Genomic DNA, 21079 nt, shown 5'->3' with positions numbered 1-21079 from the left:
GTGAGCACCATGAATGACTTCCTTCACCACCTTTCCCGCGTTGAAGCTTTCGCCACTGATTCGTCGATCCACCAGCAGGCGGAGGACTTTGTTGTAAAAGACAATCCGCTGCCGGTGATGTTTTCCGCGCCCCATGCAGTGGCACAGGTTCGCGATGGCGAAGATAAGTTTGCCGAGCCGGGCACGGGTGCTATGGCGTTGATGCTTGCCGAGGGCGGTTTCCCGGTGATCATCAAAACCCGCAATGATGCCAACGATGCTAACTGGGATGAGCAGTCCTCCTACCGTGATGCGCTGATCGAATACATCGTGGAGGAAAAGGTGGCGGTCCTTTTTGATCTCCACCAGCTCTCACCTGAGCGCGAGCATGACGCCATCATCGGCACCGCCCACGGCAACAACATCTTTGGCCGCGATGACATCACTGAAGAGATCATCGCTTCGTTGGAGCAGGTTGGTCTCAAAAACGTCGTGGTGGATGAGATCTTTACCGCGTCCAAGCCCACCACCGTATCCTCGCACGTGGCGCGCGAGGCGCAGATCCCGTGCTTCCAGATCGAGTTCAACTCCCAATTTTTCCTCGAGCAAGCGCCACGTGCCGACGCAATTGTAGGCGCACTGAAAAAGGTTGCCCTGTATGCAGTAACCGAGGAGGCCCACAGGAGCCAGAATGGCTAACACGTTACGGGGCTGGCTGGTGGTCAACGGCTTCGTCCACACCCCTAAGTTTGAGGAGCTACACCAGTGGCTCCTGCGCAGTGCCCGTGAGCAGGGCGTGGACCTCGAGCTCAAAACCAACGTGGATCTTCACGGCAAGCTGGAGTGGGGCGATCACCCGGACTTCGCATTGTTCTGGGATAAAGACGTAAAACTGTGTAAGCGCATTGAGTCTGAGGGGATCCCTACCTTCAACAATGCTCGCGCCATCGAACTGTGTGATGACAAGGCCAAGACCTACCTAGCCCTGAAAGAGGCGGCGCCCCATATTACACAGCCACTCACGCTGATTACGCCGCACACCTTCCGTGGTGTTAGTTGGGCTGGCACGGCATTTGTTTCGGATGCCATCTCATCGCTGGGGTTGCCATTGGTGGCTAAGGAAGCATTCGGCTCCTTCGGCGCGCAGGTCCACCTCATTAACAGTGAGGTCGAGCTCGTAGCGTTCCTTGATCAGCTGGAGACCAGACCCGCACTGCTGCAGGAGTATGTGGAGGCAACGCATGGCCAAGATACCCGCCTGCAGGTGGTGGGCGGGGAAGTCGTGGCCGCGATTAAGCGCACTGCCCATGACGGTGATTTCCGTGCCAACCTCACCAATGGTGGCACTGCCCAGCCGTACCAGCCAACGCCGGAGGAGGTGGCCATGGCCGTGGACACCTGCGAAGCTTTGGGGCTCACCTTTGCCGGCGTGGATCTCTTATTCGGCGCGGAGGGGCCAGTTCTGTGTGAGGTAAACTCCAACGCGCACTTTGTGAATCTCTCCCGCAGTACGGGCGTGAATGTGGGCGCCAAGATCATCCAGCACGTTGTTAATGAGGTGGGGATGTAGTGGCGAAACTAACGGCGTGGCTGGTCTATGACCAAGAGCGCGCTGAAGTAAACCGCTGGCTGATTGGCCACTACCTTGAGCGCGCACCTCATCATGGGATTGACCTAAAGCTGATGATGGCTAATGACGCTTCCCGCTCCTTGGCCTATGGCTGCGCGCCGGACGTGGCGATCATGCGCTGCATAGATCTCACCCTGCATCAGCACCTCGAGGCCGCAGGCGTGCGCGTGTACAACAGCGCGAAAGTTTCTGAGATCACCAACAACAAGGACACCTGCTACGAGTTCGCGCGCGAATTGGGCGTGCCAGTTCTGGACTACCAAGTGTTGCGCCCAGGTGATGAGGAACCCACCGGCGTGGCCTACCCCGTGGTGGCTAAGCCCCTCGACGGCCACGGCGGCCAGGGCGTGCAGCTGGTGGAAACGCCGGCGGAACTCGAACGTTATCGTCGCGAGCACCCAGGCGATGTCATCGTGCAGGAACTAGCGGACACCCCTGGGAAAGATGTGCGCGTCTACGTCCTGGGCGGCAAGATCCTCGCGGCGGTGGAGCGCACAGCCAGAGGTGGCCAGCTGCGGGCCAACTTCACCCTGGGTGGTTCGGCACGGCTCATCGAACCCACGCCCCTCATGCGGCGGTGGGTTTCTATAATCAACGCTGCGTTACTTATAGACTACGCAGGCATTGACTTCCTGTACCACGCAGGCGGCGTCGTGCTGGGGGAGATCGAGGATGTAGTGGGCGCGCGCATGTTGTACGATCTCACCAACATTGACGTGGTGGATGAGCATCTCGAGCTGATTGCGAGGAAGCATGCTGCGTAATGCGCCTCAAGGCAGCACCGTCAGCGTGAGGCCTCCCTTCCTATGGCCTCCCTCGCTACAGGGAATGGCCGTGGGCGGTCGTTTGTTGTGCTCAGTGCAGTGCTTTAGCTGGTGACGCATAGCTAAGTTGCAAGCAAAGGGAACAGTACGCTTTCCAAGACACAAGGAACAGGTGGCTTAAACCAACGTGAAGTGGATCTATTTCCTTTCGACGCTCACATTCTTAGCGCTCGCCGTAGCTGCAGTCCTCACTGGCCGTGGCTGGGCGTGGGCGATCGTGTTTCTCATCGGTGGGTTCGCAACCTTGGTGTGGGGCTTCGTCATGGTGCGCCTTACCCAGCAACACCTGAGAAGTGGCCAACAACAGCTAGACGGTGACATGCGCAGGCGCTAAATCTCGGGTAGAGTTTTTGTCTATGACTGAACGTACACTGATCCTGATCAAGCCAGACGGCGTCCGCAATGGCCATATTGGCGACGTAATCTCCCGCATCGAGCGCAAGGGTCTGAAGCTGGTAGCTATGGACCTGCGCGTGACTGACCGCGAGACCGCTGAGAAGCACTACGCTGAGCACGCTGACAAGCCATTCTTTGGTGAGCTGGTTGATTTCATCACCTCCGCACCACTGGTTGCAGGCGTTGTTGAGGGCCCACGCGCAATTGAGGCTTGGCGCCAGCTGGCTGGTGGCACTGACCCTGTTGCTAAGGCAACCCCAGGCACCATTCGCGGTGACTTTGCACTCGAGGTTGGCGAGAACGTAGTTCACGGTTCTGATTCCCCAGAGTCCGCTGAGCGCGAGATCTCCATCTGGTTCCCTAACCTCTAAAGATCTAACCTCTAAAGATCCCACCTCTAAGGATCTAATCTCAAAAGGCCTAACCTCTAAGGACCTAACCTCAAAGGTCCTAACTTTTAAAGGATGTGGCTTTCTAGAACCTCATCACCCCGTCACGTGCGTGGCGGGGTTTTGCGTAGGGCGAGGCCATCCATGGGCTTAAGTGGCCGCGGAGGGGCATGCGCACGGCGGACAGCTCCTGCGCCGGAGTCCATCAGATCCAGGATTTAGCGGTGGCCAAGCTGGTTGTAGACGCGCACCCCTGTAGCGGTGAGCTCCGCGTACCACTTGGCCACCTCACGTGGGGATTGGATGGTGCTGGTCTGGGCTAGGCCAGCTGCCTCTAGTTCTTTGATCGCGGCGTGGACGGTGTCAATGTCTACGCCCATGATGTAGGCGATCTTCCACAGCTGGATTTGGGTGCCACAGAATGCCCCAGCCTTCCACATCGCTCGTGCTACCGCTGCATTGCGGGAGGATTCCGCCACCTCGAGGCGTGGTTGGGTCACGCCTTCCAGTTGGTCGCCCTGTAGGAGATGCTCTAGGCGGAACTTGCTGTCACGCGTGTTGAGGGTGAAAAGCCGGCGTATCGCATAGTTGGCTCCGGCTCCTACCACCAGTGCGCCGCTAATAAAGGCGGCCCATTCCGGCAGGGTTGCAATCAGTGGGACGGACACCACGAAGCCGCCGATGAGTGGCAGGAATGCTGTAATGGTGTGGCCCACCATGTAGCGCTTCATGTTCCGGCGCAGGACCTGGTTATCCACCATGTTGGTCTGCAACCCGGTGCGGGATAGTCCTTGTTGGTTGCCTAGAAAAATCATCAGGTAACCAACCACAAGCAGGCAAACGGATAGGACTGGAAAGGATAGGTTCATCGCAACTAGTCCGCCGCCGATCACGAGCGCGCCGGGCAGCGTTTTGTATTGAGGTGGGGGAATTATCCCTGCGCGTCGGTGGTATTCCAGCTGCGCTGCGGCGGGGTCTGTAGGCAGCGGCTGTACGGGGTATTCGTCCCCAGTTTTCTGAACTTCATTGCCGCTCATAGTCGCCACTGTAGTGGGCTGTATCACCCTAGGCAATAGGTTTCTGGGCGAAACTGTCTTATCGTTCACCGCCTGGGGTGAAAGTGTGCGACAATGGGAGGCAGTATTGCTGTATCGCTCCGCCGGACGGGAAGAATCACAATAATTCTCACCGGCGAAGACCGCTGAACATGCAGTACAAGGACAATTTATTAGACTTCACTGCAATAACTTCATAATGGTTTTCCTTCTGGCACAGTGCGGAAGGGAAGCATGTGCTGATTCATTCCCTGTGCGGCAGCTGGCCGCCGTCACCGTTGGTGGTTGCGCCCGGGGCATGATGGTTGCAGTGCACACTCATAGGAGAGACCGTGGCGGAAGAAACCACGAAGCGCCCACGTCGCGCTACTAAACGTTCAGCTAAGGCTGAAGCAACACCTGCTTCTGATGCGCAGGAGAAGGCCACCAAGAAGGCTCCAGCGAAGAAGACCACTAAGCGCAGCACCAAGAAAACAGGGGCCAAGAAATCAACCGCTAAGAACACGCCTGCACAGCAGAGTGCTGATCCTTTCGCCTCCGTGCGGGCGTCTCTTGGTGAGAAGATGCGCGTGCATCAGTTGGCCAAGCAGATTGACCGTCCCACCAAGGAGCTCCTTGTCACTCTCAGTGATCTCGGGGTGAAGAAGACCTCTGCGTCCAACATCACTAGGGATGAGGCCCTCAAGCTTCTCGACACCCTCACGGGCGCAGAGCTCACCGCTCCTGAGAAGCCTAAGGTGGCCAAGAAGGCCGCGAAGAAGGCCGAGTTCTCTGAGGAAGAGAAGCTGCGCCACCGCATTGAGAAGAACGTGGAAAATGAGATCTCCCAGATTGAGGAGAAGGTGGACCGCGAGCTGGGTGGCCGCGTAGATCAGCCTGAGGTGGATGAAGCTAAGCTGCGTCACCGGGTGGAGAAGAACGTTGAGAACGAGATCGCCCAGATCGAGGACAAGGTGGAAGAGGAGATCGAGCAGCGCTTGGTTTCTGGCATCTTGGCGGATGAGGAGGATGATCTTGATTTCTCTGAGGAGCAGGATGATCCGGAGGAGTCTGATGCGCCGGTAGAGGCTAACCGTCCGGCGAAGATGGATCGTTTTGATACTGATGAGCGGGCGGATGAGGATGACTTTGACGTCGTCATCAACCTGGAAGAGGCAGTGGAGCTGGAGAAGGACGCTGAGCTGCTTGAGGACGTAGAAGACGAGATCACCCCAGCGCCGGAGACCACCGGTTTTGCTATGCCGATCTTCATGGCCCCACCTGTCAGCCCAGAGAACCAAGCCAAGGTGGATGCCGCGATCGCTGACGCCTTGGACTCTTTCGACGCCGATGATGCTGAGGATGACGAGGACGCGCCAAAGAAGCGCCGCCGCGGGCGCCGCGGGACCTCCCGCGGCCGCGGTGCGGACGATGACCGCAAGACCGCCAAGCCGGCGCGCGCTAAGGGGCGTCGTCAAGCTGAAGAAAAGGATGAGGAAGTCGAGCAGATTGATGAGCCGATGGCCATCAAGGGCTCCACTCGCCTTGAGGCGCAGCGACGCCGTCGTAACGAGATGCGTGAGGAATCCCGCAAGAAGCGCCATGTGGTCAGTGAGGCGGAGTTCCTTGCCCGCCGTGAATCTGTGACGCGCACCATGGTGGTGCGCGAGCGCGAGCGCGGCGACCACCCAGGTGTTGTCACCCAGGTGGGCGTTCTGGAAGATGACATGCTGGTCGAGCACTTCGTCACCTCTGACACGCAGGCGTCCATGGTGGGCAACATCTACTTGGGCCGCGTGCAGAACGTTCTGCCGTCCATGGAGGCCGCATTCATTGACATCGGTAAGGGCCGCAACGGCGTGCTCTACGCCGGCGAGGTGAACTGGCGTCAGGCGGGCCTGGGTGGCCGCAACCGCAAGATTGAGCAGGCGCTGAAGTCCGGTGACCAGGTACTGGTTCAGGTGTCCAAGGACCCCATCGGGCACAAGGGTGCGCGCCTAACCACCCAGATCTCCCTCGCGGGTCGTTACTTGGTGTACGTTCCAGGTGGTCGCACCGCGGGTATTTCCCGCAAGCTGCCAGCGCCGGAGCGCAAGCGACTCAAGGAGATCCTGCGCAAGGTAGTGCCAGGCGATGGCGGCGTCATCATCCGCACCGCGGCGGAGGGCGTGTCCGAGGAAGCCATTGCGGCTGACGTGGGACGCCTGCACACCCTGTGGGAGCAGATTCAGGAGCGCACCACCAAGGAGAAAGAATCCAAGGGCGCTAAGCCGCAGACCATGTACGAAGAGCCGAACATGCTGGTCAAGGTTGTTCGCGATCTCTTCAATGAGGACTTCACTGAGCTCGTTGTGGACGGCAAGCGCGCGTGGAACACCGTGCACGCGTACATCTCGTCCGTGGCGCCGGAGCTGTCTGATCGCCTGACTCACTATGACCGTGCCGAGCACGATGGCGAGGACGCCTTCAAGGCGTTCCGCGTGGACGAGCAGATCCAGAAGGCGCTGAGCCGCAAGGTCTGGCTGCCGTCCGGCGGTACCTTGGTCATTGACCGCACGGAAGCTATGACCGTCATTGACGTCAACACCGGCAAGTTCACCGGTGCGGGCGGCAACCTGGAGGAGACCGTTACCCGCAACAATCTTGAGGCCGCCGAGGAGATCGTGCGCCAGATGCGCCTGCGTGATCTGGGCGGCATGATCGTGGTCGACTTCATTGACATGGTGCTGCCTGAAAACCAGGATCTTGTGCTGCGTCGTCTGAAGGAGACTCTGGGCCGTGACCGCACGCGCCACCAGATCTCTGAGGTCACCTCCCTTGGCTTGGTCCAGATGACCCGCAAGCGCTTGGGCACTGGCCTGCTGGAGACCTTTGCTACGGACTGCGAGTGCTGTGAGGGCCGTGGCGTGATCATCCACGATGATCCAGTGGAGCACCGCGGGGCTTCGGCTCACGGTGATGCCCGCCGTCACGGGGGCAAGAAGGCAGAGAAGGAAGATCACGGCGTACGCCACCAGGATCCAACCCGTCACCCTGCTGCTGTGGCCATGCACCACAAGGATGAGGCCCAGCCAGCGGAGGATGAGGGACGGAAGAACCAGGACGCGGTGTCTAGCCGTGGTGGCAAGGCTACCCACGATGCCCCAAGCATTGAGGAGCTTGCGGCAGCGGTCGTCATGGCCGAGGCAGAGCCTTCTGAGAGCGTAGAAACGGCCGATCATGAGCAGGCCCCTCAGGGGGAGAAGAAGTCTCGTCGTCGTCGGTCCTCTAAGAAGCAAGCACAGCCGGAAGCTACGGATGCGGCTGCCTCTGTGATAGACATCGTCGACGCCGCGCTCGCACGCGCCGGTGAAGAGGATCCGGATGAGCCATCCGGTGCGGACCACATGCCGCAGATCACCACCTACGAGGAGGCGATGGCTGACTTCGAGTCGAACCCACGTCGCAAGCGCAAGACGCGCGGCAACTCTAAGTCTGATGTGCCACCAAGCAAAGAAGACTTCGAGCAGCCTAGCGATGACACGCCACAGCGTCGCCGCGGCCGGAAGGTAGTAAAGCGTGCCGACGAGGCCCCGGAGGTTGTCGAGGCACACGCTGCATCTGAGGCGCCAGCGGAGACGCCGGCACCTGAGGTGCAGGAGCCACAGCGGGGCCGCCGCCGCGCCGCCCGAAAGCGCGCATCCGCGCGCAGCGAGAAGCCACAGCTGCAGGCAGACAAGGCTGCAGAGCCGTCCGATGCCGAGGCCGGTGAAGGCGCTAAGGCAGAACCTGAGTCTTCGGTAGTGGTCACTCGTGTCTCGCGTGGCGGCCGCCGACGCGTCGTTCGCAAGACCGCCGTCGCGGGTGCCCCAGCTGAAGAATCTTCGCAGCCTGAGCCGAGCGATTCGGCCCAGCCTGAGGAGAAGAAGGCCTCAGGCCGGCGTCGCGCTGTGCGCAGGCGTTCTTCCCGCTCAGCTGAAAAGGCTGTGACGGAAGAAACTGCAGTGGAATCAACGGCGAAGGAAAATAGCACTCGTAGCCGTGGTCGTGGGCGTAGGCGCGCGGTACGGAAGGAAAGTTAATTCTTCCCCGGTTTGTTTTTTGGGTGCTGTTAGGGGTAGTCTTGGACAGTCGCTGTTTTGAAGAGACTATCCCAGCGCGCCCAAATGGCTGTTTGTGCAGCTAGCGTGAGTGGAGATAATCCCAGAGGTGGTGAAACCTCTGGTTCAAAACGCAAAAGTAATCATTTTAAGTCCTACCTCGGCTCTCACCGGCCGGGGATTGAGTATAGAGAAGGGGTAGCCCTCGTATGTACGCGATCGTCAAGACCGGCGGAAAGCAGTACAAGGTTGCTGAAGGTGACCTCGTCAAGGTCGAGAAGATCGAGGGTGAGTCTGGTGCTTCCGTGGCTCTCACCCCGGTTCTGCTCGTAGATGGCGCAAACGTCACCTCTGATGCTGATGCACTTGCTAAGGTAAGTGTCTCCGCTGAGATCGTGGACCAGGTTAAGGGTCCAAAGATCAAGATCCTGAAGTACAAGAACAAGACTGGTTACAAGAAGCGTCAGGGGCACCGCCAGAACCTGACCGTTCTTAAGATCACCGGTATCAAGTAAAAGCCACTGGCTTTTTCCAAAACTAAGCATTCCCGAAGGAGGGAAAACCAATGGCACACAAGAAGGGTGCATCTAGCTCCAGCAACGGTCGTGACTCCAACGCAAAGCGCCTTGGTGTTAAGCGTTTCGGTGGTCAGCAGGTTAACGCAGGTGAGATCCTCGTTCGCCAGCGTGGTACCAAGTTCCACCCAGGTGAGAACGTTGGCCGTGGTGGCGACGACACTCTGTTCGCTCTCGCTGCAGGTTCCGTGCAGTTCGAGATCAAGCGTAACCGTCGCACCGTGAACATCGTTCCTGCAGAGGTTGCAGAGGCCTAAGCCTTTTTCACGCTTTAAAAGAACTCGGCACTCCACACAGATTGTGGAGTGCCGAGTTTCTTTTCTTCTTAGTGTTTCTTAATCTTTTTGGTTCTGTGACAATAAGAGCATGACTCCTCGCCATGCACACCAGCCACAGTGGCCCATTGTTGTGGCCGTCATCTTCACCGTAGTGGGTGTGCTCGCTGCGCTGTTGTTCGCGGTAGCTCTCAAAGCGGACTGGTTGACGCCCCAGTCTCAGCCGCTCTCAGCTCCTGCGCCGTCCAGTTCATCCCGAACACTCGCGCCGGCACCGCCGTCTGCAGTGGAGTCCGCTCAGCCGCAAGAAGAACAAGAAGTAGGCACAGGCGTTCAGGAAATCTTGCAACAGGCCGTGGACGCGGCCGTAAGCCAAGTGGGCGGGGTGGCTGCGATCGCGGTGTCTGATGGTGAGAACGCCACCGTCGCCGGGGATGATTCAGCTTACCCAGCGTGGTCCACCATCAAAGTGCCACTCGCTATAGCGGCGCTGAAGCAGGACCCAAATATGTACTCCCACGCGCAGGCGGCGATCACGGCGTCCGATAACGCTGCAGCGCAAACCCTCAACAGCATTCTCGCCCCTGGTGCGGCGGACTCGGTGTTGGCTGAAGCTGGGGTTGGGGTAAACGTCAATACTGCTGTAGTGCGCCCAGAATTTTCTACCTTCGGGCAGACGCTCTGGTCCGCAAGCCAGGAGGCAACATTCGCTGCCAATCTTGGCTGTGTTCACGGCTCCGCACCCGTCTTGGAACTGATGGGGAACATAAGTCCCAGCCAAGCCTACGGCCTAGGGCAACTGCCTGGTGCCCGTTTTAAAGGTGGCTGGGGCCCAGATACCTCTGGCATGTATCAGGTGCGCCAACTAGGGCTTGTTGCTAACAGCTCCGGCAGCGTTGCTGTAGGGATCACGGCGCTGCCATCGGCGGGTACCTACGAGGCAGGCCAGGCCATGATCAACGCCATGGTCAGCGTCCTGAGCCCCCACCTAGATGCGCTTCCTGCCTCACGGTGTTCTTAATAGGGGTAGAAATAACAACATCCTTTTATTTAGCGGATTCTAGTGGCATTCTTAACTTGTTTTAAGTATTTTCTTATCCCTCAAGGATGCTACTGACCATGTATGAACCAGAGCAGTACCCGCCCACGTCGCAGTACCAGCCCCAACCGCAGATGGTGTATGCGCAGCCGTACCCACAGCCGCCACAGAAGTCTAATGCCGGTCTGATTGCAACGATCATTGGTTCCGTGGTTGTGCTCATCGCCTTTGGCGTTGTGGCGCTTGGCTTTAGTCAGGGATGGTTTGACTCCAGCTCCGAAAGCTCGTCGGACCCAGTGGTGGTCACTGAGTATCAGACCCAAGCTCCTGCGGCCCCAGCGGCATCCTCAGGCACAAAGACGTTCACCAATTACAGTGCGTCTAGTTCGGTGACATCCAACGACTTTGCGCGGGCAGTATTCAATGCGTATGTGGCTGAGGTAAACCGTTCCGGAAACACGTCGCCACGTCTGTCCAGCGTGTATTCACCGGTAACCGGCAAGTGGTACACCATGAACTGCTCCTACTCCGGTGGCACGGCAACGTGTTCCGGTGGCAATAACGCAGTGGTGACCATCTGGTAAAGCAGACTAAACTCAGTAATCCCAGCATGCCGCTTTGGTGTGCTGGGATTTTTGCTTTAGGCGGGCAACACTGTGCCCAGTGCGCCTACTACGGGGTCGTGGTGGGATGATGGATCGCCAAGAAACGCAGGTGTTCCATCTTCGGCGCTGCGCGGAATGCTCCAAGCTGTAGCTGCGGCGTCATTGGTACTGCAACTGATGCGGTTCAACGTGCCTGCGCAGGCGCGTGACATAGCTAGAAACCTTAACACCCCTGAGGTGTGATCGCGTTCATGTGTGAACCCAGGCTAGCAAGCCATGGCAAGGGCGGTGGTGTTATTAGGGCACGTCACGGAAGTGAAGCCAGCCTCGAATCGGGGCCAGATCGCCTTTATGGCAACATGGGTGCGGGAGAAAATGAGGATCTCCCGCGGTGGTGGCGTAGCGCCGTCATCGTATTAGTTCATTAACTGCCATTAATACGGTTACAAAGCTTTAAGGAGAATCATTATGGGAACGTACGTAGTCACCGGCTCAGCGTCCGGAATGGGTGGAGCAGCGGCGAATAAACTGCGCGCCGAAGGCCACACCGTTATTGGCATTGACCTCAAGGAGGCAGAGATCATTGCCGATCTGTCCACCGCACAAGGACGCAGCGAGGCTATCGCTCAAGCACTTCAGCTCAGCGGCGGGGAACTAGATGGTGCGGTCTTGGCTGCCGGCGTTGGCCCTATCCCAGGCAAGGAAAACGCGAAACTGATCCTCGAGGTTAACTACTACGGCATCACTGAGGTGCTCGAAGGCCTGCGCCCAGCACTGGCTAAGAAGGATTCCGCAAAGGTTGTCGTCGTGGGCTCTAACTCCACCACCACCATGCCGCTCGTGCCTGCACCAGCAGTGAAGGCGCTGAAGAAAAATAACGTAGACCGCGCAGTCAAGTGGGTGAGTGTATTTGGGGACAACACCCCATCTATGGCGTACGGTGCCTCCAAGATTGCAGTGACCCAGTGGGCGCGCGCACAGGCTGTTACTGCGCAGTGGGCGGGCGAAGGCATCCATCTCAACGTCATTGCGCCGGGAGCAATTTTGACTCCACTGTTGGAGAAGCAGCTGTCTACTCCTGAGGAGGCCGCGGCAGTCGAAAGCTTCCCAGTACCTATTGGTGGTTACGGAAAGCCAGAAGAGATCGCAGAGTGGATCTACTTCATGCTCTCTGACACTGCCTCCTTCCTGTGCGGCAGTGTCATCACTGTGGACGGCGGTTCTGATGCTTGGTTCCGTGCGAACGATTGGCCAAAGCCAGTACCAGCCACCAAACTGAAGTGGTATAAGGAGCGAATGAAGGAGTTTTCTCCTTACTCCAAGCGGGCTGCCAAGTAACGCCCCACATACGATGAAGAGTTTTGCTCACACTGCCGGTAGAGTGGTGTGAGCAAATTTATTGAGATAGTTAAGGACTGGTTGCGTTCATGGCACGTTTTGTAGACCGCGTGGTGTTGCACCTCAAAGCCGGTGACGGCGGAAATGGTTGTGCATCCATCCACCGTGAGAAATTCAAGCCTTTGGGTGGCCCAGACGGCGGTAATGGTGGCCACGGTGGTGACATCATTCTGGAGGTTTCCTCGCAGGTACACACCCTGCTGGATCTTCACTACCGTCCGCACATTAAGGCGCAGCGCGGTGCTAATGGCGCGGGTGATCACCGTAATGGTGCCCGCGGTGAGGACCTGGTTCTTGAAGTACCAGCCGGCACTGTGGTGATGACCGAGTCTGGTGAGACTCTTGCAGACATGACCAGCGTGGGCATGCAGTTCACCGCAGCGAAGGGCGGCTTCGGTGGCCTAGGTAACGCGGCACTTGCATCGTCCGTGCGTAAGGCACCGGGTTTCGCCTTGAAGGGCGAGCCGGGTGAAGAACATGATGTGGTGCTCGAGTTGAAGTCAATGGCGGACGTTGGCTTGGTGGGCTTCCCATCCGCAGGTAAGTCGTCCTTGATCTCTGTGTTGTCCGCAGCTAAACCAAAGATCGGCGATTACCCGTTTACCACCCTGCAACCAAACCTTGGCGTAGTTGAGGTAGGGCACGATACCTTTACTATCGCCGATGTTCCGGGTTTGATCCCCGGTGCATCAGAGGGCAAGGGCCTAGGCCTGGACTTCCTGCGCCACATCGAGCGCACCGCCGTATTGTGCCACGTGGTTGACTGCGCAACGTTGGAGCCTGGCCGTGACCCGATTTCGGACATTGAGGCGCTGGAGAATGAGCTGGCGGAGTACCAGTCAGCGTTGGACGAGGACACCTCCTTGGGTGATCTGCGCGATCGCCCGCGCATCATCGTGCTGAACAAGGTGGACGTTCCAGAAGCCATGGAGCTGGCGGAATTCCTGAAGGAGGATCTGGAGGAGCAGTTCGGCTGGCCGGTCTTTATCATCTCTGCTGTCGCACGCAAGGGTCTAGATCCACTGCGCTACAAGCTGCTGGAGATTGTGCAGAAGGCGCGTAAGGATCGCCCGAAGCAGAAGGCAGAGCAGAAGATCATTCTGCGCCCGGAGGCGGTAGATGCACGCGGCAAGAAGGGCAAGCAGGCAGACTTCACCATTGTCAAGGATCCGCAGATCGAGGGTGGCTTTATTGTTCAAGGCGAGAAGCCGGAACGCTGGATCGTCCAAACTGACTTCGAAAATGATGAGGCCGTGGGCTACCTCGCTGACCGCCTCAACCGCATGGGTGTAGAAGAGGAGCTCTACAAGAAAGGCGCTCGTGCTGGCTGTGCGGTGACCATCGGCGAAGTCACCTTTGAGTGGGAGCCTATGACGGCTGCGGGCATCGATCCAACGCTGTCTGGCCGTGGCACGGACATGCGTCTGGAGAAGAACACCCGTATCTCCGCTGCGGAGCGTAAGCGTGCCTCTCAGGTTCGCCGCGGCCTCATTGATGAGTACGACTACGGTGACAACCCTGAAGTCACGCGTGAGTCCGCTAACCGCGACCGCTGGCAGGGTTAGCAAACACCAAGAAATGATGCCCCACAGATCGTGCAGGATGTGTGGGGCATTACTCATGCCTCCGTGAACGTTTGGTGGTGATAAAAACGCCGGTGACCTCGCCCAGAGTGAGTCTGCTTTACGCAGCTGAGCGTTATGAAAAGCCTCGGGGTGGCGTGAGAAGCTTGCACGCGCCCACGTAGCGGGATTGACCTGAGCGAGTTTTTCCAAAACCCGTGGCAGTCAGGCTCGTATTGGGATGTAGAAGGCGCAGGTAAAAGTTTTATTCAGCCGATTTTTTGCCGTAACTTCTATGCCGCTGGGTGTGGGGACCCAATGGTTATCTGTGGGCTAAACTCACTGGGCGTTCAACTGATCAGACGTGAGGTATACAGCCTTCTTTTAAGGGGAAGATCACCATATTTTTGTGGTCTCATTTTTAGTTAAAAATGGCCGGTCATGCTTACTATTGACGGGATATGACTACACCGAATTCTTCAGAGACCACCCCACGTGATTCGCAGCAACCGCTTTCTTCCGGTGACCCCGTAGAGGTGAATGACATGCACGAGCAGGCTACCAGCCCAGATACGCCAACTGTGGCGGGCCTTGGTTTGGCTATGAGCCCTTACCCAGGGCACAGCGATGAAGCCGAGTTCCCTGACCTTCCAGACGATATTGATGACAAGGCAGTGGGGTATGATTCCCCGGTTCGTGAGGTCATTCGCAAGGCCAAGCGGGTGGTCGTGAAGATCGGTTCCTCATCCCTGACCAACGATGATTACCGTGTTGATCCGGCGCAGATTGATCGCATTGTTGATGCGCTCCAGGCGCGCATGGAGAAGGGCTCGGACGTTATCGTTGTGTCCTCCGGTGCTGTGGCGGCGGGCATGGGCCCGCTTGGTCTTACGTCTCGCCCAACGGATCTTGCCACCAAGCAGGCCGCGGCGTCTGTGGGGCAGGTCCACTTGGCCCACACATGGGGCATGAGCTTCGCGCGTTATGACCGCCCTATCGGCCAGGTTCTGCTGACCGCTTCTGATGCGGGCCGACGCGACCGCGCCCGCAACGCGCAGCGCACCATCGAGCGTTTGCGTCTGCTGCGCGCGGTGCCCATCGTCAATGAAAATGATACGGTGGCCACCTCGGAGATGCACTTCGGTGACAATGACCGCCTGGCGGCGCTGGTGGCGCACCTGACCAGTGCGGACGCACTGATTCTGCTGTCTGATGTCGATGGCCTGTATGACAAGAACCCATCGGACCCAACGGCTAACTTCGTGCCGGAGGTGCGCGATGGTAATGACCTCAAGGGCGTTATTGCTGGCGACGGCGGCAAGGTGGGCACCGGCGGCATGGCCTCCAAGGTTTCCGCGGCGCGCCTGGCGTCGCGCGGTGGCGTGCCCGTGCTGTTGACGTCGGCAGATAACATTGGCGCCGCGCTGGACTCCGCGTCTGTGGGCACGGCTTTCCATCCTCGGGAGAATCGCCTGTCCGCGTGGAAGTTCTGGGTTCTCTATGCGGCGGATACCTCCGGTATTTTGCGCATTGATGATGGTGCGGCACGTGCGGTGACCTCCGGTGGAAACTCGCTGCTGGCTGTGGGCATTAAGGAGGCCATTGGTGACTTCCGCTCTGGTGAGATCGTGGAGATCATGACCATGGATGGCCAGATCATTGGCCGCGGTGAGGTCTCTTATGACTCAGATACCCTGGTGAGCATGCTGGGTAAGCACACTGATGAATTGCCCGAGGGCATGCAGCGTCCTGTTGTACACGCGGACTACCTGTCTAACTTCGCGTCTAGGGCGTAGCTTAATCGGTAGGGGAGTGCACGGATGAAGATCCATTTTCACCCAGAATACTGGGAAGAAACAGCCCACATTCTGCGCGATGCTGGGCATGAGATGGTCAAGGACATCGCTCATGCAGATGTCTTGCTGTTTAATTCTTTCCCCAAGGACTTTCCGCAGCCCCTGCCCAACAACATCAGGCTCATCCAGTACGCGTTCGCAGGCGTAGACCACCTGCGCAAGGCGGGGATTCTTGCGGAGACCGCGCAGCGCGGCGTCCGGTGGGCTAATGCCGGAGGTTTGTACGCGGACTCGGTAGCGGAGTCCGCGTTGGCGCTCATGCTGTCCGCAGCGCACATGCATCCCCATGTGACTAAGCGCGCGTCGTGGATGTACACCGAGACCGATGAGCGCACGAGGTGGCTCCACGGTGGTAAGAAGGTCCTGCTGATTGGTGCGGGTCGCATTGGTGAGCGGCTGATCGCATTCCTTGAGCCTTTCGGCTGTGAGGTGACGGCGGTAAACAAGTCTGGTCGGGACGTTCCCGGTGCGCACGCCACCTTTAGCTTTGAGGAGTTCGCGTCACATCGGCATCTGGTGGGTGACGCTGACTTCGTGGTGGTGATTGCGCCGCTGACGGATCACACCGAGAACATGATTGGCGCGGAGTTCTTTAAGGATATGAAGGAGTCTGCGATCTTTGTCAACGTCGGCCGCGGCGGAATTGTGCGCACGCAGGCGCTGGTTGAGGCGCTGGAATCTAACCAGATCTTCGCGGCGGGCCTTGATGTGGTAAACCCTGAGCCGCTGCCGGATGATCACCGCCTGTGGGAGTTAGAGAATGTGGTGATTACCCCACACGTGGCTACCACCATGGAGCGCACGCGCACCCTGCTTGGGCCACTGACGGTAGATAATCTTGCGGCGTACGAGGCAGGACAGCCACTGCTGACTGAGGTTGACGCGGCGGCAGGCTATTAAGACTTTGAGAATTTAGAAAAAAACAATTAGAGGAATGTAGTGATGACTGACAAGACCCAACTGGAAGCTCAAGAGCGCGAGCAGGTTCTCAATCTGGCGCGTCAGGCGAAGGACGTTGCGCCTGTGATTGCGGGGCTGACCTCCGCTCAGAAGAACGAGGTTCTCCTCGCTGCGGCAGACACCCTCATTGCCAAAGCTAGTGAGATTATCGCTGCGAATGAGATGGACATCCAGTCCGGCCGGGACAACGGCATGGCTGATTCCCTCATTGACCGCCTGGCGTTGGACGCTGCCCGCATTGAGGGCATCGCGGGTGGTCTGCGCCAGGTGGCTGGGCTCAAGGACCCAGTGGGTGAGGTCGTTGGTGGTTCCGTGATGCCTAACGGCATTCAGATGCGCCAGGTTCGCGTGCCGCTGGGCGTGATGGGCATGGTGTATGAAGCGCGCCCTAACGTCACGGTGGACGCGTTCGGTTTGGCCTTGAAGTCCGGCAACGTCGCGCTTCTGCGCGGTTCCAAGACCGCGGTGAACTCCAACACCAAGCTGGTGGAGATCCTGCAGGAGGTCCTCACCTCCTTCAATCTGCCTAAGGAAACGGTGCAGCTGCTTCCGTGCCAAACCCACTCCTCGGTGCAGGACCTGATCACCGCACGCGGTCTGGTGGATGTTGTTATTCCTCGTGGTGGCGCGGGCCTGATCGAGGCCGTCGTCACCGGCGCGACCGTGCCAACCATTGAGACCGGCACCGGCAACTGCCACTTCTACATCGACCGTGACGCGGACGTGGACCAGGGCATTGAGTTGACGATCAACGGCAAGACCCGCCGCCCATCCGTCTGCAATGCCACGGAAACCGTGCTCATTGATGCCGCGCTTTCTGCCGATAACAAGGCCAAAATCATCACCGCGCTCCAGCGCGCGGGCGTCACCATCCACGGTGACGTCGCTGAGCTGGAGGCCTTCGGCGCCACAGACATTGTCCAGGCAGACGAGGATGACTGGAAGTACGAGTACCTCTCCATGGACATCGCTGCCAAGGTGGTTGATGGGGTAGAGGGCGCGTGCGCCCACATCCGCGAGTTCTCCACCGGCCACACCGAGGGCATCTCCACCACCAACATTGAGACCGCCCAGAAGTTCGCTGATGAGGTGGACTCCGCGGCCGTGATGATCAACGCATCCACCGCTTTTACCGACGGCGAGCAGTACGGCATGGGAGCGGAGATTGGCATCTCCACCCAAAAGCTCCACGCCCGCGGCCCGATGGCGCTTCCGGAGTTGACCACCACCAAGTGGATCCTGCAGGGCACCGGCCAGACCCGCCCATAGGTGCACAACGGGGCGGCGCCCTGGCTGTAGGCGGCACATCTTTTAAGTGGCATGGACCGCCATTGCTGGCGGTCTTTGACGTTGTGGCGAGCCTGCTGCGGGGATGGCGCGCTATGATCGCGTCCCCGTTCTCATGCTCAGGGGGAGCGCGCAGCTGGGTGCTACGTGGCGAATTTCTTAGGGAAAATCGGGCGTGGTTCGGTACTGTTTATTTCCATGACCAGTTCCGTAAACGCAGGTGCCGTGGCGCCTGTGCATCCGCACCCGCATGATGCAACAAAGAACCCGCAACGCATTGGCATTATGGGTGGCACGTTCGACCCGATTCACCATGGTCACTTGGTGGCGGCCAGTGAGGTGGCTGCTAAGTTTGACCTGGAAGAGGTCATCTTTGTTCCCACCGGCCAGCCGTGGCAGAAGGCGGATAAGAAGGTTTCTGACGCGGAGGACCGCTACTTGATGACGGTGATTGCCACCGCATCCAATCCGCGTTTCACGGTCTCCCGCGTGGACATTGACCGTGACGGCCCAACCTATACCATTGATACGCTCAATGATCTGCGTGAGGAATACCCTGACGCGGAGCTGTTCTTCATCACTGGCGCGGATGCGCTGGGCGATATCATGAGCTGGCGTGATTGGGACAAGATGTTTGATCTGGCCACCTTCGTGGGAGTGACTCGGCCGGGCTATGAGCTCAGCGATGATTTCATGCCGGATGAGGAAAAGGCTCGGGTGAAGCTCATCGAGATTCCTGCGATGGCGATCTCATCCACCGGTTGCCGCAACCGCCGCAAGGAGGGTATGCCGGTGTGGTACTTGGTTCCTGATGGAGTAGTGCAATACATCCACAAGCACCACTTGTATGAGGACTAGCGGATTAAAGTAGCACTGTGCTGGGGTGAAATTACGCCTCCGGCCCGTTTCGTGGGAAAATGGGTTTTAAACTGTGCACAGTGCATATTTTATGGCGCGCCGGCGTGTGGCGGGCGTGTGAGAAAAAGACGATAAGACACATTTTTAACGAGGATTTTTGTGACTGCATCTAAAGATACGATCCAGCTTGCTGAGGTCGCCGCAAAGGCAGCAGACGAGAAGATGGCAACCAACATTGCCGTTCTGGACGTCTCTGACGTGATGGCTATCTCCGAGGTGTTCGTGCTGGCATCCGCTGACAACGAGCGCCAGGTGCGCGCGATCGTGGAGGAGGTTGAGGACGAGCTCACCAAGCTGGGCGAGGAGCCAAAGCGCCGCGAGGGCAACCGTGAGAACCGTTGGGTGCTGCTTGATTACGGCATGCTGGTGATCCACATTCAGCGCAACACCGAGCGCGATTTCTACGGCCTTGACCGCCTGTACCGTGACTGCCCACTGCTTGAAGTGGAGGGCATTGAGACGATGACCCGCCCAGAGGACTGGAATGACGATGTAGATGTCCGCACCGTCGAGTCCCTGGATGATATCCCGTTGGCTGATCCGGAGCCTGAAGAGGAAGACTTCTAACATGACCCGCCGCCTGATGATGCTCCGCCATGGGCAGACTACCTACAATGCGACCCGACGCATGCAGGGGCAGCTCGACACCGAGCTTTCCGACGTCGGCATCAAGCAGGCTCAGGCGGCTGCTCGTTATGTAGAGACCCTAAAAATCGGCCACGTAGTGGCCAGTGACCTCCGCCGTGCCCGCGTCACCGCGGAAATCATCGCGGAGAACCTCCACGTCGACCTGACGGTCGACTCCCGCCTGCGGGAGACCAATCTGGGCGAGTGGATGGGCTTGAGCCACGACGAGGTGGACGCCAAGTACCCCGGCGCGCGTGCTATGTGGCGGCATGACGCCACCTGGGCGCCACCGGGTGGCGAATCCCGGGTGGACGTCGCCCAGCGAACTAAAGCGGTGATTGATGAGCTGATGCACTCGTTCACTGACTGGGATGACACCACCGTGTTGGTGGTGGCCCATGGTGGATCCATTTCCGCGGCCACGTCGGCGTTGTTGAACTTGGATGTGTCTCAGTACCCGATGTTCTCTGGGTTGGGGAATACCTGTTGGTCCCAGCTGACCGCGCGGCCGAAGTTCGTCCGCGGTTCTGATGACGCTTTGGATCCGGCTGAGTACACTCCGGCGTCAGCGCGGTTTACTCCAGAGACTATCGACGGCGCCCAGTGGTACTTGGACGGCTGGAACATGGGTGTGGAGCTGGGCATGAGCGTGGCGCACCCAGAAATTGTGCAATCGGATCGCGGAATCAGCAGCAAGTAGGATTAGTAATGGCAGTGCGGATTGTGACGGACTCCTCGGCAGGTTTGCCGCAGGAGGTTGTAGATGAACTCGACATCGCCGTCATTGACCTGCATGTCATGCAGGACGGTGAACAGCGCTCCACCTCCGGTCTCAGTGCCTTGGAGCTCGCCGCTGCGTATGCCCGTCAGCTGGAACGCGGCGGTGATGACGGCGTGGTAGCCCTGCACCTGAGCAAGGAGCTGTCCTCTACGTGGACCGCGGGTATCTCTGCGGCTGCCGTGTTTGAGGACGAGTTGGTGCGCGTGATTGATACCTCCAACGTGGGCATGGCCGTGGGGGCGGCGGCGATGGCGGCCGCCCGTCTTGCTGCCGATGGCGCCAGCCTGGACGAGTGCGCTGCCATGGCTGAGGACACCCTAGCCCGTGCCGAGACCTGGATCTACCTGCACCGTATTGATGACATGGCCAAGTCAGGCCGTATTTCCACTACCACCACCGTGGTGTCCACGGTGCTGGCCACGAAACCGATTTTGCACTTGGCCGGTGGCAAGATCGAGCTGGCTGCCAAAACCCGCACCCAGACCAAGGCGTTCACCAAACTCGTGGACATCATTGCCCACCGAGCGGCGGGGGAACCGGCGTTCGTGGCAATCCAGCAAAACGGGGCGAAGGAAGCAGCCCACATTCTAGAAGCCTTACTGCATGAAGAGCTCGCCCCAGGCTCCAGCATCATGATCACAACGATGGAGAAAGCCTTGGCCGTCCACTGCGGCGCCGGCGCCATCGGTATCTCCGCGGTGTTCTCAGACACGTCAGAAGCCCCAGAAGATCACGAGGACTAGCTCGAGGGGGATATCGTGGTAGCGCCTATTCTTAGGTTGCTGCGCTCGCATTGGTGAGTTATCCACAGCACGACGCGCGTGGCGTAGTGGAGTTATCCACAGATTTTTCGGCCAAGCTGGGC

The 21079-nt window shown here is 58.7% G+C and carries 21 protein-coding genes; 19 read left to right on the top strand and 2 right to left on the bottom strand.

What is annotated here, in order from left to right:
* The 5 genes from ACXM2N_RS08990 (at position 1) to ndk (ending at position 3200) form a co-directional block, all read left to right on the top strand.
* Positions 1-678: a hypothetical protein gene (locus tag ACXM2N_RS08990; RefSeq protein WP_458487951.1), complete on the top strand. Its 678-nt coding sequence runs from the start codon at positions 1-3 to the stop codon at positions 676-678.
* The gene (locus ACXM2N_RS08985) at positions 671-1549 is read left to right on the top strand and encodes an ATP-grasp domain-containing protein (RefSeq protein ID WP_458487949.1); all 879 of its coding nucleotides are present in this window, start codon (positions 671-673) and stop codon (positions 1547-1549) included. Before ACXM2N_RS08990 ends, ACXM2N_RS08985 begins: the two co-directional genes overlap by 8 nt.
* Positions 1549-2373, top strand: coding sequence for an ATP-grasp domain-containing protein (locus tag ACXM2N_RS08980; protein ID WP_458487947.1), 825 nt, complete (start codon positions 1549-1551; stop codon positions 2371-2373). The genes ACXM2N_RS08985 and ACXM2N_RS08980 overlap by 1 nt, the downstream gene beginning before the upstream one ends.
* Positions 2374-2560: 187 nt before the next feature.
* Positions 2561-2767, top strand: a complete 207-nt coding sequence (locus ACXM2N_RS08975; RefSeq protein WP_458487945.1) for a hypothetical protein — start codon at positions 2561-2563, stop codon at positions 2765-2767.
* Between the two features lie 22 nt (positions 2768-2789).
* Entirely contained in the window at positions 2790-3200 is a 411-nt protein-coding gene (ndk, locus tag ACXM2N_RS08970; RefSeq protein ID WP_458487943.1) for a nucleoside-diphosphate kinase, read from the top strand.
* A 236-nt stretch (positions 3201-3436) separates the two neighbouring features.
* On the opposite strand, the gene ACXM2N_RS08965 is transcribed toward ndk, so the two are convergent.
* The gene (locus ACXM2N_RS08965) at positions 3437-4255 is read right to left on the bottom strand and encodes a hypothetical protein (RefSeq protein ID WP_458487941.1); all 819 of its coding nucleotides are present in this window, start codon (positions 4253-4255) and stop codon (positions 3437-3439) included.
* A 350-nt stretch (positions 4256-4605) separates the two neighbouring features.
* Here ACXM2N_RS08965 and ACXM2N_RS08960 point away from each other — a divergent pair, with 350 nt between their 5' ends.
* From ACXM2N_RS08960 to ACXM2N_RS08940, 5 genes are all read left to right on the top strand, one after another.
* Entirely contained in the window at positions 4606-8313 is a 3708-nt protein-coding gene (locus ACXM2N_RS08960; RefSeq protein ID WP_458487939.1) for a translation initiation factor IF-2 N-terminal domain-containing protein, read from the top strand.
* Between the two features lie 227 nt (positions 8314-8540).
* Positions 8541-8846 (top strand): 50S ribosomal protein L21, encoded by a 306-nt coding sequence (gene rplU / locus ACXM2N_RS08955; protein WP_458487937.1) that lies wholly within the window; start codon positions 8541-8543, stop codon positions 8844-8846.
* 50 nt (positions 8847-8896) lie between these two features.
* Complete coding sequence (gene rpmA, locus ACXM2N_RS08950; RefSeq protein ID WP_458487935.1) at positions 8897-9163, top strand: 50S ribosomal protein L27; 267 nt, start codon at positions 8897-8899, stop codon at positions 9161-9163.
* A 109-nt stretch (positions 9164-9272) separates the two neighbouring features.
* On the top strand, positions 9273-10202 hold the full coding sequence (locus tag ACXM2N_RS08945; protein ID WP_458487933.1) for a hypothetical protein: 930 nt from the start codon (positions 9273-9275) through the stop codon (positions 10200-10202).
* Between the two features lie 98 nt (positions 10203-10300).
* Complete coding sequence (locus ACXM2N_RS08940) at positions 10301-10804, top strand: hypothetical protein (protein WP_458487931.1); 504 nt, start codon at positions 10301-10303, stop codon at positions 10802-10804.
* 56 nt (positions 10805-10860) lie between these two features.
* Here the strand turns inward: ACXM2N_RS08940 and ACXM2N_RS08935 are convergent, their stop codons facing one another.
* Positions 10861-11037 carry a hypothetical protein gene (locus ACXM2N_RS08935; protein WP_458487929.1) on the bottom strand — a complete coding sequence of 59 codons (177 nt, stop codon included), beginning with the start codon at positions 11035-11037 and terminating at the stop codon, positions 10861-10863.
* Positions 11038-11293: 256 nt separating this feature from the next.
* Here ACXM2N_RS08935 and ACXM2N_RS08930 point away from each other — a divergent pair, with 256 nt between their 5' ends.
* The 9 genes from ACXM2N_RS08930 to ACXM2N_RS08890 all read left to right on the top strand — a co-directional run bounded on the left by ACXM2N_RS08930 (position 11294) and on the right by ACXM2N_RS08890 (position 20957).
* Complete coding sequence (locus ACXM2N_RS08930) at positions 11294-12163, top strand: SDR family oxidoreductase (RefSeq protein WP_458487927.1); 870 nt, start codon at positions 11294-11296, stop codon at positions 12161-12163.
* An 89-nt stretch (positions 12164-12252) separates the two neighbouring features.
* Positions 12253-13788: a GTPase ObgE gene (obgE, locus tag ACXM2N_RS08925; protein ID WP_458487925.1), complete on the top strand. Its 1536-nt coding sequence runs from the start codon at positions 12253-12255 to the stop codon at positions 13786-13788.
* Between the two features lie 542 nt (positions 13789-14330).
* A complete protein-coding gene (gene proB, locus ACXM2N_RS08920; protein WP_458491106.1) occupies positions 14331-15581 on the top strand; it encodes a glutamate 5-kinase in 1251 nt (416 codons plus the stop codon).
* Positions 15582-15605: 24 nt separating this feature from the next.
* The gene (locus ACXM2N_RS08915) at positions 15606-16541 is read left to right on the top strand and encodes a D-isomer specific 2-hydroxyacid dehydrogenase family protein (protein WP_458487923.1); all 936 of its coding nucleotides are present in this window, start codon (positions 15606-15608) and stop codon (positions 16539-16541) included.
* A 42-nt stretch (positions 16542-16583) separates the two neighbouring features.
* On the top strand, positions 16584-17870 hold the full coding sequence (locus ACXM2N_RS08910; protein WP_458487921.1) for a glutamate-5-semialdehyde dehydrogenase: 1287 nt from the start codon (positions 16584-16586) through the stop codon (positions 17868-17870).
* Between the two features lie 216 nt (positions 17871-18086).
* Entirely contained in the window at positions 18087-18746 is a 660-nt protein-coding gene (nadD, locus tag ACXM2N_RS08905; protein WP_458487919.1) for a nicotinate-nucleotide adenylyltransferase, read from the top strand.
* A 159-nt stretch (positions 18747-18905) separates the two neighbouring features.
* Positions 18906-19373, top strand: a complete 468-nt coding sequence (gene rsfS, locus ACXM2N_RS08900; RefSeq protein ID WP_458487917.1) for a ribosome silencing factor — start codon at positions 18906-18908, stop codon at positions 19371-19373.
* Position 19374: 1 nt separating this feature from the next.
* Entirely contained in the window at positions 19375-20133 is a 759-nt protein-coding gene (locus ACXM2N_RS08895) for a histidine phosphatase family protein (RefSeq protein WP_458487915.1), read from the top strand.
* Positions 20134-20141: 8 nt separating this feature from the next.
* Positions 20142-20957: a DegV family protein gene (locus ACXM2N_RS08890; protein WP_458487913.1), complete on the top strand. Its 816-nt coding sequence runs from the start codon at positions 20142-20144 to the stop codon at positions 20955-20957.
* Positions 20958-21079 lie beyond the last annotated feature (122 nt).

Source organism: Corynebacterium sp. ZY180755 (assembly GCF_054331495.1).
The sequence above is the reverse complement of the archived record's forward strand: the minus strand, read 5'-3'. Positions and strand labels throughout refer to the sequence as shown.